This is a genomic window from Nitrospirota bacterium (assembly GCA_016214855.1).
Lineage (GTDB): Bacteria > Nitrospirota > Thermodesulfovibrionia > Thermodesulfovibrionales > UBA6898 > UBA6898.
This window is the reverse complement of record JACRMT010000004.1, coordinates 138,158-163,704: the sequence shown is the minus strand read 5'-3', so window position 1 is coordinate 163,704 and position 25,547 is coordinate 138,158. Positions and strand designations below refer to the sequence as shown.

Annotated in this window: 24 protein-coding genes; 8 read left to right on the top strand and 16 right to left on the bottom strand. The window is 48.7% G+C overall.

Features of this window, described 5'->3' with window-relative positions; translation table 11 throughout:
• Positions 1-60 precede the first annotated feature (60 nt).
• The 8 genes from rpsP to HZB62_02775 all read left to right on the top strand — a co-directional run bounded on the left by rpsP (position 61) and on the right by HZB62_02775 (position 5,314).
• Positions 61-297: a 30S ribosomal protein S16 gene (gene rpsP / locus HZB62_02810; GenBank protein ID MBI5074092.1), complete on the top strand. Its 237-nt coding sequence runs from the start codon at positions 61-63 to the stop codon at positions 295-297.
• An 87-nt stretch (positions 298-384) separates the two neighbouring features.
• Complete coding sequence (rimM, locus tag HZB62_02805; GenBank protein ID MBI5074091.1) at positions 385-909, top strand: 16S rRNA processing protein RimM; 525 nt, start codon at positions 385-387, stop codon at positions 907-909.
• A gap of 80 nt (positions 910-989) precedes the next feature.
• Positions 990-1,694 (top strand): tRNA (guanosine(37)-N1)-methyltransferase TrmD, encoded by a 705-nt coding sequence (trmD, locus tag HZB62_02800; protein ID MBI5074090.1) that lies wholly within the window; start codon positions 990-992, stop codon positions 1,692-1,694.
• The gene (gene rplS / locus HZB62_02795) at positions 1,691-2,041 is read left to right on the top strand and encodes a 50S ribosomal protein L19 (GenBank protein MBI5074089.1); all 351 of its coding nucleotides are present in this window, start codon (positions 1,691-1,693) and stop codon (positions 2,039-2,041) included. Before trmD ends, rplS begins: the two co-directional genes overlap by 4 nt.
• Positions 2,042-2,047: 6 nt before the next feature.
• Positions 2,048-2,668: a ribonuclease HII gene (locus HZB62_02790; GenBank protein ID MBI5074088.1), complete on the top strand. Its 621-nt coding sequence runs from the start codon at positions 2,048-2,050 to the stop codon at positions 2,666-2,668.
• A gap of 26 nt (positions 2,669-2,694) precedes the next feature.
• Positions 2,695-3,360, top strand: coding sequence for a FeoA domain-containing protein (locus HZB62_02785; GenBank protein ID MBI5074087.1), 666 nt, complete (start codon positions 2,695-2,697; stop codon positions 3,358-3,360).
• Between the two features lie 34 nt (positions 3,361-3,394).
• Complete coding sequence (locus tag HZB62_02780) at positions 3,395-4,246, top strand: hypothetical protein (GenBank protein ID MBI5074086.1); 852 nt, start codon at positions 3,395-3,397, stop codon at positions 4,244-4,246.
• Between the two features lie 144 nt (positions 4,247-4,390).
• Positions 4,391-5,314 carry an NAD-binding protein gene (locus HZB62_02775; protein ID MBI5074085.1) on the top strand — a complete coding sequence of 308 codons (924 nt, stop codon included), beginning with the start codon at positions 4,391-4,393 and terminating at the stop codon, positions 5,312-5,314.
• A gap of 85 nt (positions 5,315-5,399) precedes the next feature.
• Here HZB62_02775 and HZB62_02770 read toward each other — a convergent pair whose 3' ends face one another.
• The 16 genes from HZB62_02770 to HZB62_02695 all read right to left on the bottom strand — a co-directional run bounded on the left by HZB62_02770 (position 5,400) and on the right by HZB62_02695 (position 25,544).
• Entirely contained in the window at positions 5,400-6,212 is an 813-nt protein-coding gene (locus HZB62_02770) for an ABC transporter permease (protein MBI5074084.1), read from the bottom strand.
• Positions 6,196-7,095: an ABC transporter permease gene (locus tag HZB62_02765; protein ID MBI5074083.1), complete on the bottom strand. Its 900-nt coding sequence runs from the start codon at positions 7,093-7,095 to the stop codon at positions 6,196-6,198. Before HZB62_02765 ends, HZB62_02770 begins: the two co-directional genes overlap by 17 nt.
• Before the next feature lie 29 nt (positions 7,096-7,124).
• Positions 7,125-8,699, bottom strand: coding sequence for an ABC transporter substrate-binding protein (locus tag HZB62_02760; GenBank protein MBI5074082.1), 1,575 nt, complete (start codon positions 8,697-8,699; stop codon positions 7,125-7,127).
• Positions 8,677-9,744 carry an AI-2E family transporter gene (locus tag HZB62_02755; GenBank protein ID MBI5074081.1) on the bottom strand — a complete coding sequence of 356 codons (1,068 nt, stop codon included), beginning with the start codon at positions 9,742-9,744 and terminating at the stop codon, positions 8,677-8,679. Before HZB62_02755 ends, HZB62_02760 begins: the two co-directional genes overlap by 23 nt.
• On the bottom strand, positions 9,731-10,396 hold the full coding sequence (locus HZB62_02750; GenBank protein MBI5074080.1) for a gamma-glutamyl-gamma-aminobutyrate hydrolase family protein: 666 nt from the start codon (positions 10,394-10,396) through the stop codon (positions 9,731-9,733). The genes HZB62_02755 and HZB62_02750 overlap by 14 nt, the downstream gene beginning before the upstream one ends.
• 4 nt (positions 10,397-10,400) lie before the next feature.
• The gene (locus tag HZB62_02745) at positions 10,401-11,987 is read right to left on the bottom strand and encodes a D-aminoacylase (GenBank protein ID MBI5074079.1); all 1,587 of its coding nucleotides are present in this window, start codon (positions 11,985-11,987) and stop codon (positions 10,401-10,403) included.
• A complete protein-coding gene (locus HZB62_02740; GenBank protein MBI5074078.1) occupies positions 11,971-12,588 on the bottom strand; it encodes a hypothetical protein in 618 nt (205 codons plus the stop codon). The genes HZB62_02745 and HZB62_02740 overlap by 17 nt, the downstream gene beginning before the upstream one ends.
• Positions 12,578-13,756 carry an N-acetylmuramoyl-L-alanine amidase gene (locus HZB62_02735; protein ID MBI5074077.1) on the bottom strand — a complete coding sequence of 393 codons (1,179 nt, stop codon included), beginning with the start codon at positions 13,754-13,756 and terminating at the stop codon, positions 12,578-12,580. Before HZB62_02735 ends, HZB62_02740 begins: the two co-directional genes overlap by 11 nt.
• 12 nt (positions 13,757-13,768) lie before the next feature.
• Complete coding sequence (locus HZB62_02730) at positions 13,769-13,987, bottom strand: NifU family protein (protein ID MBI5074076.1); 219 nt, start codon at positions 13,985-13,987, stop codon at positions 13,769-13,771.
• A gap of 108 nt (positions 13,988-14,095) precedes the next feature.
• Entirely contained in the window at positions 14,096-15,340 is a 1,245-nt protein-coding gene (locus tag HZB62_02725) for a cobalamin B12-binding domain-containing protein (GenBank protein ID MBI5074075.1), read from the bottom strand.
• A 102-nt stretch (positions 15,341-15,442) separates the two neighbouring features.
• The gene (locus HZB62_02720; GenBank protein ID MBI5074074.1) at positions 15,443-17,575 is read right to left on the bottom strand and encodes a hypothetical protein; all 2,133 of its coding nucleotides are present in this window, start codon (positions 17,573-17,575) and stop codon (positions 15,443-15,445) included.
• A 78-nt stretch (positions 17,576-17,653) separates the two neighbouring features.
• Positions 17,654-19,081, bottom strand: a complete 1,428-nt coding sequence (locus tag HZB62_02715; protein ID MBI5074073.1) for a hypothetical protein — start codon at positions 19,079-19,081, stop codon at positions 17,654-17,656.
• 23 nt (positions 19,082-19,104) lie between these two features.
• Complete coding sequence (locus HZB62_02710; GenBank protein MBI5074072.1) at positions 19,105-20,238, bottom strand: hypothetical protein; 1,134 nt, start codon at positions 20,236-20,238, stop codon at positions 19,105-19,107.
• A gap of 1 nt (position 20,239) precedes the next feature.
• On the bottom strand, positions 20,240-24,142 hold the full coding sequence (locus HZB62_02705; GenBank protein ID MBI5074071.1) for a hypothetical protein: 3,903 nt from the start codon (positions 24,140-24,142) through the stop codon (positions 20,240-20,242).
• Positions 24,091-25,041: a peptidylprolyl isomerase gene (locus HZB62_02700; GenBank protein ID MBI5074070.1), complete on the bottom strand. Its 951-nt coding sequence runs from the start codon at positions 25,039-25,041 to the stop codon at positions 24,091-24,093. Before HZB62_02700 ends, HZB62_02705 begins: the two co-directional genes overlap by 52 nt.
• The gene (locus tag HZB62_02695) at positions 25,029-25,544 is read right to left on the bottom strand and encodes an HIT domain-containing protein (GenBank protein ID MBI5074069.1); all 516 of its coding nucleotides are present in this window, start codon (positions 25,542-25,544) and stop codon (positions 25,029-25,031) included. The genes HZB62_02700 and HZB62_02695 overlap by 13 nt, the downstream gene beginning before the upstream one ends.
• Between the last annotated feature and the right edge of the window lie 3 nt (positions 25,545-25,547).

Below are 25,547 nucleotides of genomic sequence, written 5' to 3'. Positions count from 1 at the left end.
TCCTTTACTTTTATCAGTAATTTATATTAAAATTTTAGATCATAACAGGAGGTGTTTTTTTTGGTAAAAATCAGACTTGCAAGATTAGGGTCACATAAGAAGCCGTTCTACAGGATGCTCGTAACTGATTCACGCACGCGCAGAAATGGTCCTTTTATCGAGATTTTGGGCACGTATGATCCTTTGAAGGAGCCATCAGAGATCAAGATTGATGTGGCGAGAGCAAAGCACTGGATCGAAAAGGGAGCTCAGCCTACGGATACGGCAAAAAAACTCATAGAGAAAGCCGGCGCGTAAGCACATTGTCCGCTCATCGGCAGACGATGATGAAGGGATTGATTTTAGCATGGCAAGATCCCTTGGGGCCGCGTTCATGAAATCATCGTGCAAGGAGATCCTGCCTTAAATCACATTGCCGTAGCACGCATTATAAAGGAACGGGGGATCAAAGGAGAAGTAAAGGCCTTCCCCCTTTCCGAAGCAGCCCAATCACTTCCCCCTTTGACTGAAGCGTATGTAGTCATGCCTGCGGGAACCGTCCAGAAAAAAACAATTCATTCCATCAGGACTGACCGAGAGTTCCTCATCATCTCATTTCATGGCATATCCGATCGGCAAGAGGCATCGAGGCTCAGGAATGCCATGATCGAGGTGGATGCATCCATGCTGCCGGGATTGGCGAAAAACGAGTACTATTATCATCAGATAATAGGTCTTTCCGTCGTAACGGCCGATGGAACAATGATAGGAAGGGTTACGGGAATCATGGAAACTCCGGGAAATGAACTGTATGTTGTTCAGGGCAAGGACAAAGAACATCTGATCCCTGCAGTAAAACAGATCGTTGCCGATATTGATCTCAACACGGGCACAATAACCATAACGCCGATCGATGGACTTCTGGATTGATCTGGTCAAGACCGATATTGACATGAACAGGACCGTGTTCTGTGCATAAGCGCTTCAACATCGTAACAATCTTTCCGGAGATGGTAAACTCCTATCTGGGATGCAGTATATTGAAGCGTGCTATTGACAGGCGGCTTGTCAGTGTAGCGGTACATAATCTTCGTGATTACAGCACTGACAAACACCACACGGTCGATGATTATTCATATGGCGGCGGCCCCGGTATGGTTATGAAGCCTGAAACGTTTTTCCGGATCGTTGAGGAGCAGTGGCCGGAAAAGGAAAAACGCAGAGTTATCATGCTTTCCCCCGGCGGCAGGGTCTTCGCTCAGAGCGTTGCCCGAGAGTTAGCCGATGAGACAAAAGAATTGATTTTTCTCTGCGGCAGATACGAAGCAATTGATGAGAGGGTGCGTGATCATCTTGTTGATGATGAAATTTCGATCGGAGATTACGTTTTGACTGGCGGAGAACTGCCTGCTTTGGTTATAATAGATGCCGTTTCACGACTTTTACCGGATGTGCTTGGCGATAGCCAGTCGGCAGAAGCTGATTCGTTCAGTCATGGATTGCTTGATTATCCGCACTACACGCGGCCTGAGCAGTTCAGGGATATGAGTGTTCCTCAGGTGCTGCTTTCGGGCAACCATGAGGATATCCGGAAATGGAGATTAAAACAGTCGTTGAAGGCCACGATTCAAAAGAGGCCGGATCTGCTGAAGTCATACAGTCTCTCGGTTGAAGAGAAATTACTTTTGGAACAGATAAAGGAGGAAGCATCATGAATGTCATCAATGCAATCGAAGAAGGGTTCAAGAGAGATCTTGGAGTCTTTAATGTCGGAGATACCGTTAAGGTCTTTGTAAAAGTAGTCGAGGGAGACAAGGAAAGAATACAGCCTTTCCAGGGTCTTGTCATCGGCAGGAAGGGCTGCGGCACCCGCGAGTCCTTCACAGTCAGAAAGATCTCCTTTGGTGTCGGGGTGGAAAGGATCTTCCCTGTCTGCTCTCCCACGGTTGACAGGGTCGAGATCATCAAGCAGGGAAAAGTTAAAAGGGCAAAGCTGTATTACATCAGGGAGAAGAAGGGCAAGGCCGCAAAGATCAAAGAGAAAGATTTCGCAGCAAAGTAGCGCTCTATGGACATTTACCGGCATGACGATTCTTTCAGAGATGAAGGTTTCCCGGTCATAGCCGGTATAGATGAAGCAGGACGGGGTCCCCTGGCGGGCCCCGTTGTAGCCGCCGCAGTTATTCTCCCCCGGCAGATAAGAATATATGGCCTCCGTGATTCAAAAAAGGTCCCCGAAAAAGAGCGCTCCCGCTTATTCTGGGAGGTTATGGTATCTGCGGCTGCCGTAGGCGTGGGCGTTGTAGATAACCTGGAAATAGACAGGACAAATATTCTCAAGGCAACGAAATCAGCAATGAAGCAGGCAGTACAGGATCTTGCCTCCTCCCCGGACGCCCTGCTTGTTGATGCGGTAACCATTCCCGGCCTGGAGGTCAGACAGTTTCCGATCATCAGGGCCGATGCCAAAAGCGCCTCGGTAGCTGCTGCATCAATTATTGCAAAATATGTCAGAGATGGGCTTATGCATCACTATGACGGCCTTTATCCCGCTTACCGGTTCAAGAAGCATAAAGGATACGGCACGAAAGATCACCTGGACATGATCGCACAGTGGGGACCCTGCCCTATCCACAGGAGAACATTCAGACGGGTCATGACGGGAGGCCTTCCTCTCGCATTGTCATAAAATCTTTCTATAGCATATAATTATTCATGGCCATTATTGCTGATCAGGAACGCATCGACGAGGCACTGGAACTGCTTTGGGTCCTCGGTGAGGATAACCATGGGGGCATGAACCATTTCAAATTAAGTTCAGATGACGCTGATACGGATACCCTCATTGAAACCCTGCTTCATCACGGCCTCGCTTCTGTTGCCGGCGATGATATCGCTCTTACGGAGCGGGGACAGACAGCAGCGCGTGGTCTTATACGCAGGCAGCGGCTTGCCGAGCGGCTCTTCACCGATGTGTTCGAAATGTCTGATGACACGGTCGTGAGCGATGCCTGCAAGATGGAGCACATTCTAAGCGAAGAATTGACCGAAAGCGTCTGCACTTTCCTTGGCCATCCTCCAACCTGCCCCCACGGCAAGGCTATTCCGCGCGGTGAATGCTGCAGGAAATTCAAGATTGACGTGACTCCCGTAGTTATGCGCCTTTCCGAATTCGAAGTTGGCGCAAAGGGCAGGATAACCTTCATAGTGCCTTCTGACCCGTCAAGGATAAGCAAGTTGAACTCGCTTGGCATTGCTGCCGGAAGTGTGATCAAACTGATCCAGAAGACTCCGTCCTTTGTCTTGAGCATTGACGAAACCACGGTTGCGTTGGATCCTGATATCGCCAAAGAGATCTATATCCGAAGGGCCATAACCTGATCCCTTGGGATCACTACCCTTGCGTCTATAGGCTATGATGTCACTGGAACAGAGACTCGATCGGGCATATACCGCTCAGGATGAGGAACTCTGGTTACTGGTTCGCGATGCGCATCCCCAGGTCATTCTGAATGTAACACTGAACAGAAGCCTTAATGAGGAGATGGCCGTCTTTCTTGCGAAAGCACGGAGCACGCCTGCCGAGGCTTTGGGCTTTCTTGCCGGTGATGTCCGGTTTAAGCACTGCTATAAGCTTCAACTCGCCCTCTGCAGGAACCCCCGAACACCGCTGAGAGTGGTTTTTTCTCTTTTGAAATTTATTCGCCTCTTTGATCTCGGTGACCTGACAAAAAATCAGGCAGTCCCTGTGACCGTGCGCCAGAAGATCGAACTGATGCTTGCAGAGAAAATACCCTCCATGCCCTCAGGAGTTTGTATAGCACTAGCGAAAAGGTCAAGCAGCACCATCGTCATTGCAATTATGGGCCGGGGAGACGGCAGCGTTGTCAATGCCTGCTTGGACAGTACGGTTATTACCGAAACACATCTCTGCGAGATAATCAATAAGCGTTCCGTAAAGCCCATGGTAGTTCGTATGATAGCCGAACATCCGAAATGGTCGTTACGATATGCCGTTAAATACAGTCTGATCAGGAACTTCCATACGCCCATGACTCACGTGGCACGATTCATACCTGACATGAAAACAAATGATCTCAGGGAACTGTACTCCTATGAGAGTCTTCCAAAATCGACCCGACCGTTTCTTTTTTCAGAGTTGAGAGATCGTTGTGAGACCGTTGAAATGCCCGAAGAGCTGACGTATGAAATATCTGAGGACGATGACCTGGACAATAGCGATGCTATCTCCTTTCATGAAGCATGATAGAGAGGCTGCGCGCGCAGCTTCTCATCCCTGCTCTTTATCTTCTTCTGCTCGTTCTGGTATCTTCTATCTATGCTCTTAAAAAGACTGTTCTTCATAAGTGTCGCCCTTCTGTTTGTGTTCTCTTCAGGGGTCTGCGGATATATGCTTATCGAACACTGGCCTCTGCTTGATTCACTCTATATGACCGTCATTACCATTGCTTCTGTCGGATTCATGGAAGTACATCCGCTTTCAGAACAGGGCAGGATATTTACGATATTCCTCATATTAGGGGGTACAGGCGTTCTTGTGTACGGCGTTTCGTCAATAATTGCCTTTATCGTTGAGGGAGAGCTGACAGATACGCTCAGGAGGAGAAAAATGCAGAGAAAAATTGCTGACATGAAAGGTCATGTTATCGTTTGCGGCGTTGGACAGACCGGTAAACATGTCCTTGAAGAAATGGTCAGAACGCGCAATGATGTTGTTGCCATAGACAGAGATCCGGTAACGGTTAAGCTGCTTGATGAGCAGGGCATATGTTATGTTCAGGGTGATGCGACCCATAATACCGTGCTTCAGACCGCCGGCATAGAAAGAGCCCGGGGAATTGTGTCGGCACTTCAGTCAGACGCTGAGAATCTTCTTGTGGTCTTTACCGCTAAAAGACTTAATCCTGCTCTCAGGGTCATATCCAAGGCAGTTGAGGAGGAGTCTGAGCAGAAGATACGAATGGCTGGGGCTGACAGCGTAGTAATGCCGAACTTTATCGGTGGCCTCAGGATGGCATCGGAACTGATCAGGCCGTCGGTCGTGTCATTCCTCGACCTCATGCTCAGATCACAGGAGAAGACCATCAGGGTGGATGAACTTGCCATTGATGATCGATCTCCTTACAGGAATAAGACACTTCAGACAGCGGGAATATCGTCCAGGAAGGATGTGACCGTTGTTGCGCTCAGCAGACAGTCAGAGAACTCATATGAATTTAACCCTCCTGACAATGCGATACTAAAATCAGGCGATGTGGTCATCCTCATGGGTGATATTAATGCCATTAACAGCATTAAGGATGCAGTGGGATAATTCTGCTCTGGTGAGATGCCTTTTTTGATCAGAGTCTGATTTGACTAATCGGGACGAACTGCTGAAAAATGGATACCCTAATAATTTATCGTATTCCTTTCTCTCTGCTGATATCATAGAATTCTTTAAGAGAATCCCCTAAAAGATTAAAACTGATCGCAGTGACTGCGATCATGATGCCGGGAAAGAAGACCATCCAGGGCGCTGAATTGATGAAGACCCTGCTTGCACTGATCATCGAGCCCCAGGTTGCGGTAGGCGGCTGAGCGCCAAGGCCGAGGAAACTGAGGCCGGCCTCGGTCAGAATATATCCCCCTGCTTTCAGTCCTGCCATCACAAAGGCAAGAGGAATGCACTGAGGCAGAAGATGAACCATGATCACCCGTGCGTGGCTGCAGCCTAATGCGCGAGCGGCTTCAACAAATGCGGATTCCTTCAGAGACAAGACATGCCCTCTGACGAGCCGTGCAAAAGATGTCCATCCGACCGCAGAGATCGCGATCATAACCGTGTAAATACCCTCACCCAGAACAAGTGATACCCCTATGGCAAGCAGGAATGCAGGAAAAGAGAGAATGAGGTCTACCAGGGCCATCAAGGCGGTGTCAGTCTTGCCGCCTGCATATCCGGAAACCAGGCCGACCGCCATGCCAATAGTCATGCTCACGAGCGCTGCAAGCATTGAAATACCGACAGAGATCTTTCCGCCGTGCAATAACCTGGCAAGAATGTCCCTGCCCTTGTTGTCAGTGCCGAGGACATGCCTGAATGAGGGCGGCTGTTTGAGACTGTCAAGATCGATAGCGTCCGGGTCATAGGGAACCAGAAGAAAAGAACAGACCGAGAGCAAGAAAATGAGGACGAGTATGACGGCTGATATTTTACCGGTCAGTCCCATGCATCCTCACCCGCGGGTCCACAGAGTGATATACGATATCAACAATAAGATTCACGAGCACAAAAACGATCGTACCTATGAGAAGACATCCCATAATAACAGGATAATCGCGTTTGATAATACCTTCCATGGCAAATCGTCCCATGCCGTCCCACCCGAAGATGGTCTCGGTAAGAACCGCGCCGTTAAGATAGCTGCCAAACTCAAGACCGATGACGGTAATAACCGGTATCAGGGCATTTTTCATGATATGGATCCTGTTAATGGAAGTTTCTGTTAAACCCTTTGCCTTCGCTGTTCTGATGAACTGCAGATCCATGACGTCAACGACCGTGATACGGGTAACTCTCACAAGGGCAGCAAGAGCTGGAAGAGAAAGGGTTATTGCCGGCAGAACAAGATATTGCAGACCATCAGTTCCCGAAGGGGGAAGTATTTTCAGCCTGAGACTGAACAGAAGCATGAGCAGCAGGCCGCTCCAGAACACCGGCGTGCTGACGCCGGTGACAGACAACATGGTAATGATCTTGTCAGCAGCCCTTCCCCTCTGCAATGCTGCCATGAATCCGAGAAGCACACCGAACGGTACTGCAATACCCATCGCAGCAAACGCGAGAAGCAGGGTATTGGGGAACTTGAGAGCAATTTCGTCAGCTACGTTTCTGTTTGTATAGTAGGATCGTCCAAGTTCTCCTTGTGAAAGGAGAGTGATATACCCGGCATACTGCCTTATGACGCTTTTATCAGCGCCGATCTCCTTTCGTATCTTCTCTATGGTCTCGGGGCTGGAACGTTCACCCACAATGCTGAAGACCGGATCGCCCGGCAGTGCCTTGGTCAGCGAAAACGTGATAAAGGTTATGCCCACTAGAAGCGGTATCATGAGCCCTATCCTTCGAAGGATGAACGCTCTCAAAAAAATACCTCCATTCCTTTGTCAATGCTGTAGATAGGAAATATGCGGTAATTTCTGAGCGTGGTCTGTCTAACCGTGATATCTTTCTTGTGCCAGAAAAAAACCCAGGGAACGTCTTCAACGATTGCCCTTTCCGCCAATCGGTAATAACGATCGCGGGTCACCCTTGAAGAGCTTTTCTGCCCTGCCTCTATCAGGGCATCAACCGCCCTGTTCGTATACCGCGTTCTGTTGCCGCCTGGCCCATGATTCGAGGAATGAAAGAGCGGAAAGAGAAAGTTATCAGGATCAGGGTAGTCGGCCCACCAGCTGATCCAGAACATGTCCGCCTCGCCATTGTTAATGGCGGCCTTGTATGAACTCCATTCAAGCTGTTTTATGGTGACCGAGAGACCTGCGCTCCGGAGATAGGATTGAATGATCTCGGCAATATCAACAACCTCAGGGTCAGCGGTTATATAGAACTGGATTTTTCTTTCCTTCAGACCTGCTGCATCGGCTAATTTTCTTGCACCCGCAGGATCGTAGTCAGGCAAAACAGGCGCATCCCAGTGTCTCAGAATATCAGGGATCGGGCCATGAGCCAGCCGGCCTCTGCCCTCGTAGAATGTTTCGAGGATTCTCTTCCTGTCAATAGCGAGGGAAACAGCCCTTCTTGCCCTGATATCGTCAAAGGGAGGACGGGAGCAGTTAAATCCGAGATAATAGGTATTAATGCCCTCCACGGATGAGACAAGGTTTTTATCTGCGGTATTAATGATCCTGCGATATTCGGATGCCGGAACAGAGATGACATCAAGATTGCCTAACTCGAATTCTGTTATTGCGGTGAGGTCCTCAGGAATGATCCTGTACCGAAGACCCTTGCTCATTGCCCTGCCCCCGAAATAGTCTTCATTTCTGTCTAACAGGAGATGACTGTTATGTTTCCACTGCGTCAGACGAAAGGGGCCGGTACCGACCGGATGGGCAGTAAAGTCATCTCCCCATTTCCTGACCTCCTCTTGCGGCACTACATAGGCCGCTGTCATGGTGAGGAGATTAAGAAACGGGGAAAAAGGCTTTTCGAGGATTATCTGGATGGTATGAGGTCCCGAAAGCTTTATGCCCGCCACCTCAGAGTTCTTGCCTTTCATAAACGCCTTTGCGCCTGATATGCTGTCAAGTATCCAGGTATTGGGGGATTTGCCCCTGGGATCAAGAATGCGCTCAAAGGAGTATTTGACGTCAGCCGCAGATAGCGCTCGACCATTCGAAAACCTTGCATCTTTTCTCAGATGAAACGTATATATCGTTCCGTTAGAACTGATATTCCATGATTCTGCGAGGTCAGGACTGACCTCCAGGTTTTCATCAAGTCTGACGAGACCGTTAAAAAGTTTGGCCGCGATCAATCCTCCGGTGACATCAACGATCAGCGCAGGATCAAGGGTCGTGGGGTTGTAATTGATCCTGTAATGAACATATCCGGCGATCCGGTCACTTGCCGTGCAGGCAATAAGAGATAGCGCAAGAAAAAAAGAAATCGCCGGGGAAAAAGTTCTTATCTCAGCTCTGCCGGCCGGTCCCAATGTCCTCTTCCTTGTCGTCCTCTATATGGCGGAATATTTCGAAGACAGAGATAAAGGCTGCCATGATGAGAGGCCCCATCACAAAACCGATCATGCCAAATTGCTTAATGCCGCCAAGGACGCTGAATAAAATCAGTACCGTGGGCATTTTGGTGCGGGACCCGATGATCAGCGGCCTCAGGATGTTGTCGACCATGCTGATGACAAAAACGCCGAACAGGAGGAGGCCTATGCCCTTTATATAGCTTCCGGTGAGAAGCAAAAAAATCGATCCCGGCCCCCAGATAGAAAATGTACCGAGGAGCGGGACAAAGGACATGACAGCCATGGCAACCCCCCACATTACCGGAGATTCCATGCCGATCACATAATAGGCAAGGCCGCCCAGGATGCCCTGAATAAGCGCAACCGTCGCGCCACCATATACGGTTGAAACGATCATGTCCTTGATCTGTGTTGCCAGCCTGTCCTTATGTCTTTCGCTAAAAGGCATAAAGTCACGTGCCTTCGAGAGGAATCCGGGGCCGTCCTTGAGAAAGAAGAAGATAGTAAAGATCATAAAGAGGAAGTTTGCCATGATCGCCAGCACATTCGTTATCTGAAGAGACATGTTCTGAAGAATTGTCCCTCCGACCTTTCTCATACCTTCCAGAATAACTTTTTCTGAGGGAAGCTCTCCCGTGTACGAACTTATTTTCTGGTATAGCAAAGAGGAACGCAGGTGACTATAAAACTTCTGTATCGACTCAAACCGGTCTTGATCGATGCTGGCCAGAAATGCCTGTGTTTCACTGACCAGAAGCGAAGTGAGATACGAGATCGGTCCGATAATTATAATAAGAATAAGAACTATGGTGATCAATGACGCAACAGATTTGAATCTCACATATCTGCAGATAAAGGCATACACGGGATAAAAAACGATCGCAAAAACCATTGCCCAGGCTGTGGCAGTAAGAAAAGGGCTTATGATCTGATAAGAAAGATAGCCCAGTACGGCAATGATAAAAAGAAGCATGGGAGTTGAGAATCTATTTGAGCTCATGACACTCCTTCATAAAGGAACTAAAAATTGCTTCTGATAGTGAATTTTCCATTCTCTCGGGGTGCCACTGAATGCCCAGGAGAAAAGGATAGTCGCTGAGATAAATACCCTCAACAATGCCATCATCCGAATATGCGAAAGGTATGAGGCCCTTTCCTATCGACTTTACGGCCTGGTGATGACTGCTGTTCACCTCAAAAACTCCGTTTGCCAGAAAAGGATTTGGATGCACGGCAAGTGCATGCGTGCCCTTTCGGTGATCGAGAGAATCCTTTATCTGCAACTCAATATCCTGATACAGGGAACCTTTAAAAAACAGATTGATGACCTGCATGCCGTAACAGATGCCAAAGACAGGCTTCTTTCTTTTTGTCGCTCCTCTTAGGAGAAAAAGCTCAAAGTCAGTCCTCTTCTGCTCCTCGTGCCTGATCTCATAGCTCTGTTTTTCATTATACCGCAACGGATCGATATCTTTACCCCCGGGGATCAGAAACCCGTCAAAATGATCAATCAGGTCTTTTTTCCCTGATCCGGCATAGACGAACTCGGCCATACCTCCAGCCCTCTGAATTGCCTGCATATACAGGTGCGGCTTGTTCAGGAAATTATCCCGGCTGCCTGTGGTAACAGCAATAAGCGGTAATGAGCTCATTGTCTTACTCTGTCAGCATTCGGCCTGATGCATTTCGCGTGCGTTCACCTTCCCAGACAGCAGTTACGCCATTGACCAGCACATACGGGATGCCTATGGGCTTTTGAAATGGGTCTTCGAACGTAGCCCTGTCAGATATCGTATCAGGGTCAAAGATAACGATGTCTGCAGAGAAGCCTTCTTTGATCTGCCCCTTGCCCTTCAGGCCGAATATCCCTGCAGGAAGCATTGTCGCCCTTCGAACGGCTTCAGTCAGGGGCATAAGCTTCTCATCCCTAACATACTGGCCGAAAAATCTCGGAAATGTTCCGAACGTCCGCGGATGGGGCTTCCCGAGACGGGTAGGACCGTCAAAGCAGCGGGCAGAACTGTCAGATCCTATGACACAGAAAGGCAGGGAAAGAAATTTCCTGAGATTGTCCTCGCTCATCGAGAGGAATATGGCCCCGACCCGCAGTTTTTCTCCCAGAAGTATCTTGAAGACAGCCTCCATCTCATCGCAGCCAAGACGTTCGCTTATCCGGGCTATGGTCTTTCCCTCCATCCATTTATTGTCGGAGGAAACAACTGAAGAGATGATGACCCGATCCCAGTACACCCTGTTCCTGACCTGTTCAAGAAGTTCATGCCGCATCTTTATGCGCATTTCTTCTGAGTTCAGCCGCTGCAACTCTTCTTCATTGCCGCCTTCAAATGCCCAGGCAGGCAGCAGGGAATCAAGATCCGTACTCGATGCAATATAAGGATAGCGGTCGCAGCTTATCTGCAATCCCTGCTCTCTTGCCGCCATAATCGAAGCTATGGCAGCATCAGACTTATGCCAGTTCTGCTCTCCTGCAGTCTTGATATGAGAAATATGTGTCCTGATACCGGCTCCACGACCGATCGCAATCACCTCCTGAATTGATTCAAGAAGCTCTGTGCCCTCACTCCTCATATGGCTTGTATAGACCATATTGTAAGGCTTTAATACCTTTGCCAGCTCAGTAAGTTCATCGGTTCTGCTGTACATGCCGGGGGGATAGATAAGCCCGGTCGAAAGCCCTCTGCCGCCCTCCCGGATCGAGGTATCAAGAAGATGCTTCATGGATACCAGCTCCTCTGCGGAAGGCTTCCTGTTGTCATACCCGACGATGGCGCCTCTGATATTGCCGTGACCGATCAGCATCGCGCAGTTTAAGGACGGGCCAATCTTTTCCATGAGCGCGCAATAGTCACTTACCGAATTCCAGCGTTCACGTATGCCGAGCTCTTTGAGGTCCTCCTCACGCCGTTCAGCCGCCTTCCCATAAAGAGGCGCGGCTGACATGCCGCAGTTGCCATTTATCTCGGTAGTTATGCCCTGAAATAATTTCCCTTCAGCGCGACTGTCTGCAATAAGGGTGAAGTCAGAATGGGCATGACTGTCTATAAATCCAGGGGCTACTGCCAGCCCCTTTGCCTGAATTACCGTTTCACCACCTATCTCACTGAATGTCCCGATACCAACAATGCGTCCATCTCTCACTGCAATATCAGAGATGAGAGGCTCGCCACCCCTGCCGTCAAAGACAAGACCACTTTTTATGATGAGATCAAAGCTTTTTTTCATGCTGATCAGCTTCCGGAAAAAGAAGTTCCGGAGATTGTATGCTTTCCACGAACAGCGGCAGTATAAACTGCGCCATGAGTCCCGCCTTGGCTATAATGCCTTGCGCAACTCCCTTTTGCACATGTTCGGTGTAGTGACGTGCAATAGCATCTTTCAGGATCGGAAAGCATTTCAAGGTAAGGCCCACGGTATGAAAATAATCTTTGACCGGCAGGCCTGCCCTCTCAAAAGGCCTGAGCAGATTTGCCAACGCATTGACGAGAGGTTCAGTTCCTGTTTTTGCCATGAGAAACTTTACGCTGCCTATCATGAGAAGGACTCTCATGGTTCTTAATGCGGCGAGGTGCAGGCCTTCCTGCGTAATCAGTATCGGGCCGGCGGAAAATACAATCCTGCCGGAATGATATAAGGCATTACTGGCAAACGTAAAGGTCAGGAACATAGCTATCGGCATCCATCCTGCCTTCAGTGTTCGGAACGGCACGGTTATCAAGCAGAGGCTCAATAGTGCAAAAATGCCTGCATACAATCTGAGATCCGGCAGGAGAAAAAGGACGAAAATAAATAGCAGATACGAAAAAATGCGAAACTCAGCGGACAACGGTCCTGCCGCGCTGTGCTATGGTCTGGCCCTCAGGTGCCCCACTCATGTATTTGTTGATCCCGGATGCAATCGATTTCGCAAGTTCTGAACGGTAACCGTCCTTTGAGAGAAGCTTCTCTTCAAGAGGGTTGCTGATAAAGGACACCTCAACCAGCACGGAAGGCATCTGCGCCCCGAAAAGCACATAGAAAAGGGCCTGCTTCACGCCGTGATCTACGATATGGCTGTAGCTCTTGTTCAGGCTGCTCACCATGTTCTGCTGGACAAAGTTTGCGAGTTTCAGGGACTCATCGCGTTTATTGTCCCTCCTGAGATCGCTCAGCATCACCTCGAGCACATCCCTTCCTTCATTCAGCTTTTTCATTTTTTTGAGGGATATGGCATTTTCGCGCGCAGCGACCCTGTTTGCTTCTTCATCGTTAGTCCAATTGAGAAAATAAGTCTCAATCCCTCTCGCATCTCTTCGAGGGCTCGCATTGGCATGGATTGAAAGAAAAAGGTCAGCGTTCTTGCTGATCGCAATCGCGGGCCGCTGCTCAACGGGAATAAACACATCCGTTTCTCTTGTAAGGAATATCTCAAGATTCGGATCGTTCGCCAGGATCTTCTTCAGTTTTAATGCGATGTCGAGTACAACATCTTTTTCGTATAAATTCTTCGGACCGACCGCTCCCGGGTCATGACCTCCATGGCCGGGATCGAGCACGATCCTTTTCTTGACCGACGCGGCCGGCTTTTCGCCATAGATGTCTATAATAAGACGAATAGGATCTTCCATGGTCAAGACCTTGTACTTGGTCACTTTATCAAGATCAAGCACAACGCGCACGGTGCTCTCATTGAACTGCCCTGCCCGCACGGTCTTGAGCATGCCATTACCAACGGATATGGTCTTCTGAAGATCCTGCTTCAGACGGCTGTTTCTGATGTCAAAATACAGTCTGTCCGGATTTGAAAGTTTGTTCCCGGCATAATCAGGACTATTGGTCAGGCTTATGACAACGCGCGTATAATCCGGATATGACCAGTAACGAATATCGGTGACGTCTATGTTATCAACAGCGGAAGAGAAAGAAGGGAATACTGATGATATCGCGAGGAAAAAGAGTGCACCCACGACAGAAAAAAATCTTTTTGTAATAAGCCGCCCTATTGTATTCTCCATAGCATAGATACTTCAGACTGCCTGTACAGCCTTTATTTCCGGGATCTCATTCTTTATGCTCGTTTCAACAAGGCTCTTCATGGTGAGAGTTGACATGGGACACGTTCCACATGCACCTGTAAGCTTCACATACACAATATCATTTCTGACATCCAGAAGCTCAATATCTCCGCCCTCTGCCTTGAGGCTCACCCTGACCTTATCCAAAACCCGCTCGATCTTATCCTTCAGCATTGCGGCTCCTTTTCCTGTAATAGTATTAGTAAAAAACACTAAATTATTCAAGTGATTTCTCTCCTTGAACGCTGTTTCCTCTTAGAGTTAAAGGAATAATGCAGTTCAGATCCTTGTATAATTCACCCCTTTTTCATCCCCTTCAATCCTGAATAGGTCATCACCGGAAATGCAATCTCTTAACCAGGCCTGATCCGTCTGGTTGTAAAATATCGGGAGTATCATATCCTTGTCATCTCGACTGCCAAGGATATGGGCCTTAAGCGTTTCGTCTCTCTCAATGATCTTTGTTATCATTAAGGGTCTGTACAAACGAATGAATGTATTGATAGTTACCCTGTCGGGCTGCAGCCTCCGGAAGAAGTCGAGACACCATGTTAGCAGATCGGTCTCTTCATACGGGAAACCGGTCAGAAAATCCACAGCAATGCGTATCCCGTTCGATTGTGCATTGAAGATGATCTTTTCCGCATCATGCCAATAAAGAGGGCACTTTTTGAACGAATCGACCGTGAGAGTGATAAGATTGACGCCTGTCTCCTTCATAAGCCGGAAAAGCCTCTGATTGTAATTTGCCGGCTTCATATAGAGGGCCCATTGCATCTGCATATTTTCCCGCTTCAACGTAGAACAGAATTCAATGGAGTGGTCAAGATCTTCATTGAACTCGGCATCGCAAAGATGGAAATGACTGAACCCTCGCTCAACAAACTCTCTGATCTCCCTGATCACATCCTCTGGCCGCTTGAAGGCAACAATAGATTGTGCCTCAATGCAGTAAATACAGGAAGAACTGCATCCCTTATGCGTTTCAAATCCTGCCACTCCACCAGAGTTGTAATACTTCTGATAATCCGTGTCAGTGGTAATTCTTGAGCAGGACGAATAGGGCCGGAAGGATCCTCTCCACACCTTCTTTACCCCTGTTCCCCTGCTGAAGGCATCAAGGAGGTCATGGATAACGTTTTCAGCCGGACCGGCAACAGCGCAGTCAGCACCGAGATATTCAAGGACGGCTTCCGGATTAACCACTACACCTGCCCCGCCAATGACAACCGTTTGACCATGCTTGACCTTCAGTCTATGAACGACGTCACGCACAGAATCCAGATAAAACTCGTTATCACTGAACAGGACACTGTCAATGTTTCGCACCGTCACTCCGGCGAGCTCAGGCCTGAACCCGGAGATTGTATCGTCTATAAGATTGTCAGCATGCCCATGAAAGGTAAGATCAAGGATTTTTATTTCATGCCCTTCGTGAACAAGACTGGCCGCAAGATATTCCAGGCCAATAGGAGGTACCGGGGGGAGCACATTGCGGTTCGGATTAATCAGCAATATTTTCATTCGCAACCTGACGGACTCACGTTTGTTCCTCTGAAGCGGGCCGGTAAAAAAAAGCCTGCAGATGATATCCGCAGGCTTTTTGGGTCCTTGTTCTGTTCAGTATCAGGGATTTGAAAATGTTACAACAAGCGTGTTCTTTATACGGGCAATATCATATGTGACGCCGGAAGGAAGGAGTTCGATAAAGACATTAATAAGATTTTGACCGCCGGCCTTATCTTCTTCGATAAGCATTTCACCTACATACGCTGACTTAAACTTAAACGCTTTCTCTGTGCTGTTAATAGCAGGTCTTATTCGCAGCTTGAGCCACTCTTTGCCGTATTTGGATTCGATCTCATCTCCGTAGTCAAGGTTGCCATTAGGATTGGTGATATTGATAACAAGCATCGCCTTGTTCTTTGCCTCAATGATAGAAACCTTGCTTATGTTATACAGAGCTTTTTCGGTCTTTTTTTCTTCTTTCTTTGGTGCCTCCGTAATGGCTTTTTTTGCTTCATCGGCAGCAGGCTTCTCTATTTTCTTTTCAACAGGCCTTGCAGGAGGGACTTCCTTCTTTGCAACGATCTGCTGCGGCTCTGCTGACTTCTTTGCAGCCTCTCTGCTCACGGCCTTAGGGGCTTCTTTCTTTCCAGTTTCCTGTTTTTGTTCCGCTTTTTCCGAAGCTTCTTTTTTGGGTTCAGGCTTTTTTACCTCTTTGGCTGCCTTGACCGGTGCCTTCTTCGCTTCCTGCTTTGTTTGCTGCTTTTTCTGAACAGGAAGATGCTTTTCCTGCTTTGTCTTCTGTAAATCTATTATTTCTTTCTTCTTTGATATCTTGGCCGTAGTTTCAGCCGGGCTCCTGAGTTCTTTTGTTTCGGCGTTCGCAGGTGCATGAGGCACTTCGCGTTTTACCTCGCGGTCGCTGACCGAAATTCTTCCGGCCGATCTGTCAGATGCCATCCTGGCAGAGATCTGGAAGGATTCTGCCCTGTCGTAAGTGACATCGGCAACTGCAATACCGTTCGCGAAATCGGGAGCCGGGACCTTCGTTGGGCTCAAAGAACCATTGCCTGACGTGCTGAGCATAACGTCAGCACCGATAAGGTTAAAATTCCTAACAATATTATTGAACCTGTCGTATGCCTCAACCTTGATTTTGAACTTCTGACCTGATACGCCGGTATCAGGAGTTACTACCACAAAGTGATCCGGGGATGCATTCGCAACAAGAATATCAGAAGTCTTGCCGGACTGCTCGCTATTTAATTCTCTTGCCACGATCTGGATCTCTTCAGCCTTCTCATACGCAACCTTCACGAGAGCCTGTCCGTTCCTGAATTCAGAAGGATTAACCGCAGAGGGATCGATCTTCGATGTGCCTGTTGTCGATAACCTGATACCGCTTCCGGTTGAAGCGTAGTTGGTGACCATATTATCGTACGTATCGTATGCTGAGAGTAGCAGTTCAAAGGCTTCGCCTGCAACCGCTGCCTTTGGCGCCTGCAGCTTGAAATAAGCAAGGTTAGCCGGGCTTACCTGAATATTTTGGGTCTTTCCCATACTGCCGGAAGTCAGTTCCTGCAGTTCAATGATCACATCTCCGACCTTTTCAGAAACAAAGACTGCCGCGGCCTGGCCATTTTTGAAGTCAATTGCTTCACTTCCGTGCAGTTTGACGGAAGACGTTCCTGTGGTGGTCAGTTTGATATTCTTGCCGATATCAAAGTCCTGAACGGTGTTTTCAAATATATCCTTTGCAACTACCTTAACATCAAAGTTTTTTCCTGCTGTGACAGATACCGGCGACTGAACAATAAAATGATCAAGGCGGTTGGGTATAACCAGGATCTCGCGGCTGATCACCGGCACAGAACCGCCGGCCTCTCTGATGGAAAAGGTTGTTTTTTCCGCTTTTTTGTTATTGACCACAATGCTGGCAATGCCGCCTGTAAAGGCGGATGCACCCAATACCGCAGGCTGAGTGGTTGCTGCGCCGCTGACATCGACCTTGAACTCCTTGCCTGTTTCAGAAAAATTGGTTATGAGGTTCTTGCTTGCATCATACACAGAAACTTTAACAACGAAGTTCTCTCCGGCAACTGCTTTTTCCGGCATCTGCACGGTAAAATGGTCGAATTGACCGGGCTTTATGACGACAGTCCCGGCAAAGACCATACTGTACAGGCAGAGCACGACGACAAATGCAATGAGAAGTACAGAATACTTTTCTGATGCTTTTTTCCCTGGAACCATCCCTTATTCCTCTATGAATTTATTAAGGTATATAAAATCATATTTTGATGCTCTATGTCAAAGAAAAATAACAAAAAATCAAAAAGTGACCAACGATATGCCCTCGCCCATGATGTTCTTCTGCAGTTCCGCGTCTATATTGGCATCCGTGAAGAAAAATACTCCCTTCAGAGACTTAACGACAAAACCGGGAACCAAAAGGCGATAGCGGGTATTCCTCGGCGAAAGGACCGAGGAATTCTTTCTGGACGAGTTCGTATAGTTAAGAGACAGGAGAGTCATAACTTTCCTGATCACATCATTTTTCGACTCCCATGGTTCAATCTGCACTATATCCAGCCCTGACTTTTGCACATACTTCAGCTCCTGCTCAGTGATGCCTGAAAATTCAATGATCTTCTTCCTGTATCCCATATCAATAAGCAGGTCAGCCCGCATGTTGAAGGTTATCTCCTTCTTCGGTGACATATTGATATTCTGGCCACGCGAAAAAGGATAACCCATGAGCGTAAGCACGCCTTCTACAAATACGTTTCTCCGGGGATTCCCCTGCATATCGAGAGCCGATCCAGGACTTCTGTTTATATATTTTCTGTCCTGCTCCGCGAGCTCGATGATCCGTATATCCCGGTCATTAAACCATGAAGTGATCTCCTGCGGCGTCCGGTATTCGCTGCTGTCAAGAACACTGACCAGCGAAATATCGCTCTCCATAGGCTTACCATTTTTCCCATGAACAAGAAAATCCGCATAATACTCGACCTGAGCTGCTCCGCCCGAAATCATCTTGCTGTTTTCCTGGAAAAGGTATCCTGACTCATGCAGCAGGATAGGAACAATCCCCCGGAGGTCTACTTTGCCCCGCGGACTGACCACCCGATATTCGGGCCAGGAGACCTCAAGCATGTTTTTCACGTCTTCGGGAAACGTATCTGTGTGGTCAACGATGAGGATGAGATCACTGCGCAGCTCCAAAATCGGGAACCGGCCGGTATCAAAAGAAAGGTCGCTTTTTTCGCCCAGGGAGAAATACTTAAACCCTTCCTTCACTAAAGATACGTCCTCTCCCAGTTCAGAAAAGAGCCTCTGTATGTTCTTCAACAACACGGATCTGTCAATGCGCAGAACTTCCTGAGCGGGAAGGAGAAGCGGAGTTCTCCTTTTTGAAACCCGATAGCGCGGGCTGCCGCGTTCGGCTTTTTCCCGGGAACGTGCCGAACCTTCCTCCGACCTCTTCAGATGCTTGATCGGCAGCCGCACCAAAGTTCCCTTCTTCAGCAGACTGACACTTTTGATAGACGGGTTAAGCCCGATGAAATCGGTAAGGAACAGGACGACAGCCTCGTCGCTGATGCCGTATCCCGAGGTCTTGATCAGATCATTCAGAGAAATATTTTTTTGTATTTTTAAGGCAAGGAGCCTGCTGTCAGGCTTCTTTTCAGGCAGCGCAGACGCTAACGGCGCATAGAGTGACACGATCAGCATAGTAGCAGCTGTCAAGACCATGAACCGCATGATCCGCATGACTCTTATCGCAGATCCCATGTGATTGTGAGCGGCCCGGTATTCTGAAGTCCGTCCAGGGCCAGTCCGGAATAAAGGATATGTCGGTCAACAGGGACGATCATCCTTACAAAAACTATTGCATTGTCTCTGCCGCAAACATTCATTTTTGATATTGATCTGGAAGTCTTCAGCAGTCCGTCCACTGGTTTAATGCGCGTAGCCCCGCCTTTCCTGTCTCGTAACGATATCATGTTGTAGGGGGCTGTTGCAAATGCGTCCGGAATACAATTGCTAAGACTGCTGACGGCAAGCACAAGGAAATCGTTATCGCGCAGATCCTGCGCAGTGATAAGGCCAGTCACCTCTGTCTGGTCAGCAAGCCTGGAAACAGTTATCTCATAACCATTAAGACGGCTCGACACCGGCAGAGATGCAACCGGCTTTGCCCGTGTCCCAAAGGAATAGTATAAAACTCCTGAAGCAAAAACAAGCAATACGAGAATGATGCCGCCAAGAAGATACTGCCGACGGGAGATTCCGCTCAACACCCCCTCAGCAGGAGGAGGCTCCTCAAGGGGAATTTCTTCAAGCGAGGCCACAATCAGTTTCTCCTCCTCGATAGCTTCGGCAGGGCCGGATACCGATAAATCCGGCAGAGACTGCTCTCCCGGCTGGCTCACATTGTTTTCGTCTTCATTTATTGCTGCCTCCTGCCTTCGACTATCCTTGCCGTATCCGATTATCTGCTCGTGGGCTTCGCGGTGGAAAAATGTGCCGTCCGGCATGACATGGGGATCAAGTTCCCTGATCTTGTCGAGAAGCTCGATAGCTTTTGCCGAGTCACCTCTGTTCTCATGAAGCTGTGCGAGCATATGCAGGTATTTCTTCTCCTCCATCACAAGCCCCATCTTTGAGAGGATCTCAATAATGCCGATGTAGGCCTTTTCCGAGACCGGCGAGATCTTCAGGATCTTCTTGTAAATGGCGATCTTCTTTTCTTTTTGTGCGAAGTGAAGTTTGTCAGCCGCCTCAAAAAAATATGCAACAGCCCGCTGCTTATCATCTTTCTTCAGATACAGGTCGCCGATATAGTTGAGGTTCTCTGCCGTGAGCGGCTTTTTCTTTGCAATCTCTATCTGTCTGTCAATGTCTACCATATTATCTCAGGAACTCTATCTCTTTTTTCTGAGCGTTTAACCAATCCTCAAGGGACTGCCTCCGGCCTGAATGCTCAGCCGACAGTTTCTTCTCGACCTCTTTTTTGACCTCTTCAAAGGGGCGATATCCCGGTTTTGAGGGTAAAGCCTGAATGATCATAAACTCGTTGTCTGTTGAAATAATACTGCTGATCTCTCCCTCCCTAAGGCTGGCAAGCCTCACGCGAACCCATTCTGGCAGCTTCGAAAGAGACATTTCTTTCATCGAAGCGACAGCCGGGCGTTTTCTCGCAATCGCATCAAAGGGTCTTCCCTCAAGAGCCTCTCCGTGGATTTCAACAGCAATAACGCTCTTTTCAAGTTCATCAGACTTTCCGTATTTTATGCTGAGAACCCTGATCCGGCTTTCGCGCCCATGAAGATATTGCTCGCGGTGTTTATTATAGTATTCCCTGGCGTCCGTCTCTGTTGGGGCAGGAATTGCATCCTTACTTCTGAACAGTCCGTCGATGGCCAGATATCGGTCAAGATACGCGCCCTCTTCTTCGTTCAGTGCATATTGTTTCACCAGCGACCCCTTCAGCTTTGGATCAATCGTGAATGCCTCTTCCCGAGCCCTGCGAGCGAGTATCTGCTCGGCTATAAAGTCATCAACGATATTCCCTGTCCTCCAGGGAACGGTCTTTACCCTGATCTTATCAGCAACGCTGCCTGCGATCGTACCTTCGCGAATCACCGTGGCAAGAGTAAAACGTTCCTGTCCTATCCGGAGAAAAGGCTTATCAGTATCGCGTGCCTGCATTCTCAGTGCAGCCAGTTCGCCGGACAGTGCTTTATTTGCGGTCAGATGCTCTTTATCTATTTTTTTCAGTTCCGATAATTCTGCCTGCATCTGCTTTTGCTCTGTCTTCATCCTATCAGCCTCGCGCTGGAGATGGTCGCGGGATTCCCTGAGCGCCTTTACAGCGGCAATATCCTGTCTCCCCTCTTTAAGCTCTTTTTCCATGGCACCCTTCTCGACCATAAGCCTTGAGATGGATGCCTGTTGTTCCTTAAGCTTCCTTTCCTGCTCGTCAAGGCGTGCAGCGAGATCTTTTCGTTCACGTTCAAGAGCAGTGTCTTTGTCACGTTGCGAGGCAAGGACTGCAATTTTCTCCTCGCTGTCTCTCAGTCTGATCTCCAACTGCTTCTTTTCATCCAGCAGGATCTGGTTATCCTGTGCCATTTTCTCCGCCTGACCACTCTTCATTATTGCATCAGCATGTAAACGCTTCGTCTCATCAAGTCTCGCCGCAAGCCCCTCTTTTTCCTTTCTCAACGCTTCCAGGCCCCCGAGCTGTTTTTTGAGTTCATCGCGCTCTGATCCGATCTTCTGCGTTTCAGTATCAAACCTGGCGCGCTCTTTCGTCAGTTTCTGCTCCAGATCGAGTTTTTCTGCTGCCGTACGTTCATCCCGCTGTTTAATACCGGATAAGGTCTTGACCCCTTCCTCAACCACCCTGAGCTTGTCTTCCAGCCCTGCCTTTTCCGCCCTGAGCCTTGTAATCTCTTTGTCGTTCAGCGCAGCAATCTTTACCAGTTCTTCCTGCTTCTTGAGACTCTCTTCGAGCTGTGATAACGCATCCCTGGTCTTTATTGCCCGCATATCAAGGTCCTGCAGCTGCCTTGCCTTCTCCTGCTCTGATCCCTTCAGGGTCTTCTCCAGCAATGTTATTGACTCCTGTGACTTAGTGAGCCTGTTCTGCTGATCCTTTAGCTGGGCCTCTCTGACCTGTTTCTCCTCTGATATCCTGATGAGAGCAAGATCCGTTTCATCCTGTCTCTTGACGGCGTCCTTGAGTCTCGATTCCAATTCTCCCTTTTCGGTCCTGAGCTTTGTGATCTCTTTGTCGTTCAGCGCAGCAATCTTTGCCAGCTCTTCCTGCTTCTTGCGGCTTTCATCGAGTTGTGATAACACATCCCTGACCTTTGTTGCCTGCGCGCCAAGTTCCTCGAACTGTCTTCGTATACTGTCCCGCTCCGCCTCCAGTTTCAGCTTTTCGTCCCGACGGTCGCCTTTTTCCGATGCAAGCCTTGCCTCAAGCTCCTGCCGGGAACCCTGCAGAGCTTTCACCTCATCTATCAGGGCAGCCTCCCTTTCTGTTACCCTGCCTGAGAACTCCGCAACTCTTTTTCTCTCCCTGGCCAGCTCATCCTGCAGCGTTTTCTTCTCTATGTCTGCAGTCCTGCTCCGCTCAACAAGTTCCTGTATCTGCTTTGCCTTCTCCTGTTCTGCGCCCTTCAGTGTCCGCTCCAGCAGAGCTATTGCTTCCTGTGACCTTGCAAGACCCTGATCACGATCCTTGAGAACAGCATCCATCTTCTGCCGGTCATCGAGAAGCTGCCTGACCTGCGCTGCTGCATCATGCAGTTTCCTTTCCAGTTCGCGGGATTCCGCAACGAGTGCTTTCTTTTCTTTCTCTTCCTCTTTATCCCTGCTGAGCGCGCTTAGTCTCGATTTTTCCTGATCCTCGGCTATCCGGGTCTCGAGGACTTTCCTGTCTTCAAGGAGCGCTCTATTTTCCTTCTTTATTCTATCAAGCTCTGCGGTGCTGGAAATTACCTCTTCGCGCAGCTTTTTGATATCTCCGGCCTGTGACGCAAGATCGTTCTTTTCCCTTAAACGCGCCTCGAGTGTTCTGACCGACGACTGCAAGTCGTCCCTTTCGCCTTGCATCCTTGCAAGTTCTGCGACGCCGTGCTTTAACCTCTCCTCAGCAGCAGATTCAGAAGCTTTGCGTTTTGTCTCATCAGACAGGAGCTTCTTCACTTCCCCATCTTTCGCCTGCAGCCTGGCCAGGAGATCATCGGCCTTCTTCTTTTCAGCGGCAGCCTCTTCTGCAAGCAGGACCTTTTCAGCTGACAATCTCGCGACAGACTGATTCAGGCTCTCAACATCACGCTGTTTCGCAGACTGAAAATCTGCCATGCTCTTTTTCATGCTCGCCATGCTCTGCTGCGCGTCTGAGAGGGCACTGTCCTTCTCTTTTAGTGAAGTTTCGATGGCCATATTCCGGGTCTTAAGCTCTTTTGACAGCAGATCGAGCTGTTCCCAGTCCTTCTGACCCTGCTGAATTTTGCCGGTGAGTTCACCGCTTATGGCCGCAATCTTCTCCTCAGTCCGCTTAAGATCAGCGGAAAGCTTGCCAATCTTTTCCTCTCCAGCTTTCAGTCTGGATTCGAGAACTCTCTTTTCTTCGGCTAATCTTGATGTCTCCGTGCTTCCCTTTTCCAGGACTGCTCCCTTTTGCACAAGGTCATCCCTGCTTTTTTTCACTTCATCAAGTTGTGATTCGAGGGCATTCTTGTCATCAAGTGCCTTAGACAGGCCTTTCTCTGTGAGCTGTCTTTTTCTTTCCGCATCGGACAGCTGCTTTTCCAGGTCAGCCTTTTCAGCTTCAAGCTTTCTTATGCGGTTCTCATAACCCTCAATTTTGGCGTCGGAGATCTTCGCTGTCTTTTCCCTGACAATATCAGTTCTATCTGTCCTCTGCGGCAGATTCTTAAGTGCATCGAGCTCCTTTTCAGCAAATATGGAGTAAGAACTTTCAGGAAAGGTCTCTCTTAATTTGCGGAGTCCCCGGGCAGCTTCGTCGATCCTTTTCATCTGCATAAGCGCCTTGGCACGCCAAAAAAGGACGGAATCAAGGGCAGAACTGTCGGGAAATTGCTTGAGAAACTGATCAAAGGTCTCAATCGACTTCTCAGGGTTTAGGGCAAGATAATATTCATAGGCCTTTTCAAAAAGATCAGCCTCCTGCACAGCGCCGCCGGAACTGCCGCCAGAGCAGAGCAGAGCAATGAGCAGACAGATTATTGCTGCAGTATTTTTACAGAAGACCTTTCCCATATCTTTTTCATCCATGCGTTAAATGTTTCCTCTCGCTTCTCTTCGTATGCCTTGGCATACAGCTCATCCTTCACCTTTTCGAAGGCAGTATACACTGCCTGAGTCCTCTTTGCTATCTTGAGAATATATACACCATCTTTTGTCCAGATCGGCTCGCTGACCTCACCTTCCTTCATCGAAAAGATCTTTTCATCGAGAACAGATATCATCGCACCCCTCTCGAATTCTCCCAGTTTGCCGCCAAGGCTTTTCACGGACTCATCAGCATACTTGTACACCTGCCGTTCAAAAGATTCTCCGTTTCTGATCTCTGAGTAGACCTTCAGCGACCTGATCTTAAGATCAGTGATCTCGGTCAGGCTCGGGGTTGCGCTCAGCTTCATAACGATTGCCATGACAAGGACCTTTTCCGGGCTTTCCATAAAACGGGCACGCTGCTTTTCATAATAGCGCGAAAGGTCGCTGCTGCTTACGATCACCTTTGCATTGACCTCTTTTTCAATGCATTTCAGGGATATGATATTTTCCCTGAGCAAGGAACGGTAATCCGACATGCTGAGATTTTCCAGGGCAATCTTTTTTTCAAAATCCTTTTCCTGCATGCCTGCCTGCTCAAGAAAACCGGCAATGCTTTGGCTGACCTCTTCTTCAGTCGCATCATAACCTTTGCGTTTTGCCTCCTGAAGGATAAGCTTTTCCTCGATCAGCGTCCTCAAATACTGCTCGCCGACCTTTTCCCTGTCAGCTTTCTGATCCATCCTCGCTACGAACCGGCCATAATCAGAAAGGGTAACAACCTCGCCATTGACAACAGCAAGAGCTCTGTCAACCGTAAGTCCAAAACATACGCTGCTGAAAAAAAACAGGACAAGAACAGGGACCGATACCGCAGTGTACCGTATCACCCTTTGCAACTGCCTGCCCTCTCGGCGCCCCGTCTCTTAAAGATTTCGAAAAGAGAATCATACGTTCTCAGCAGGTGGTCAGGGATGACCCTGACCTCGCCGACAACAGTCATAAAACTTGCGTCCCCTGCCCATCGCGGCACAATGTGCAGATGCAGGTGATCGGCAAGTCCTGCACCTGCAACCTTCCCAAGATTGATGCCCGCATTGAAACCCTCGGGGCTCATTGCCTCACGAAGGGAATCAATGCAGAGCTGCGCGGTTCTCATCAAGTCAAGAAGCTCCTCATCCTCAAGTCCTTCCATGCCAGGTGCATGCTTTCCGGGAAGGACCATCAGGTGACCATTGTTATACGGAAAGGGGTTCATCAGGACAAATGTATGACTGCTCCGGTACAGCAGAAGATTGTCCCGGTCTCTGGTGTCAAGCATTTTTTCACAGAACACGCACCCTTCTGTCCTTGGTGACGACTTGATGTATTCCATTCTCCAGGGTGCCCATAAAACATCCATGCT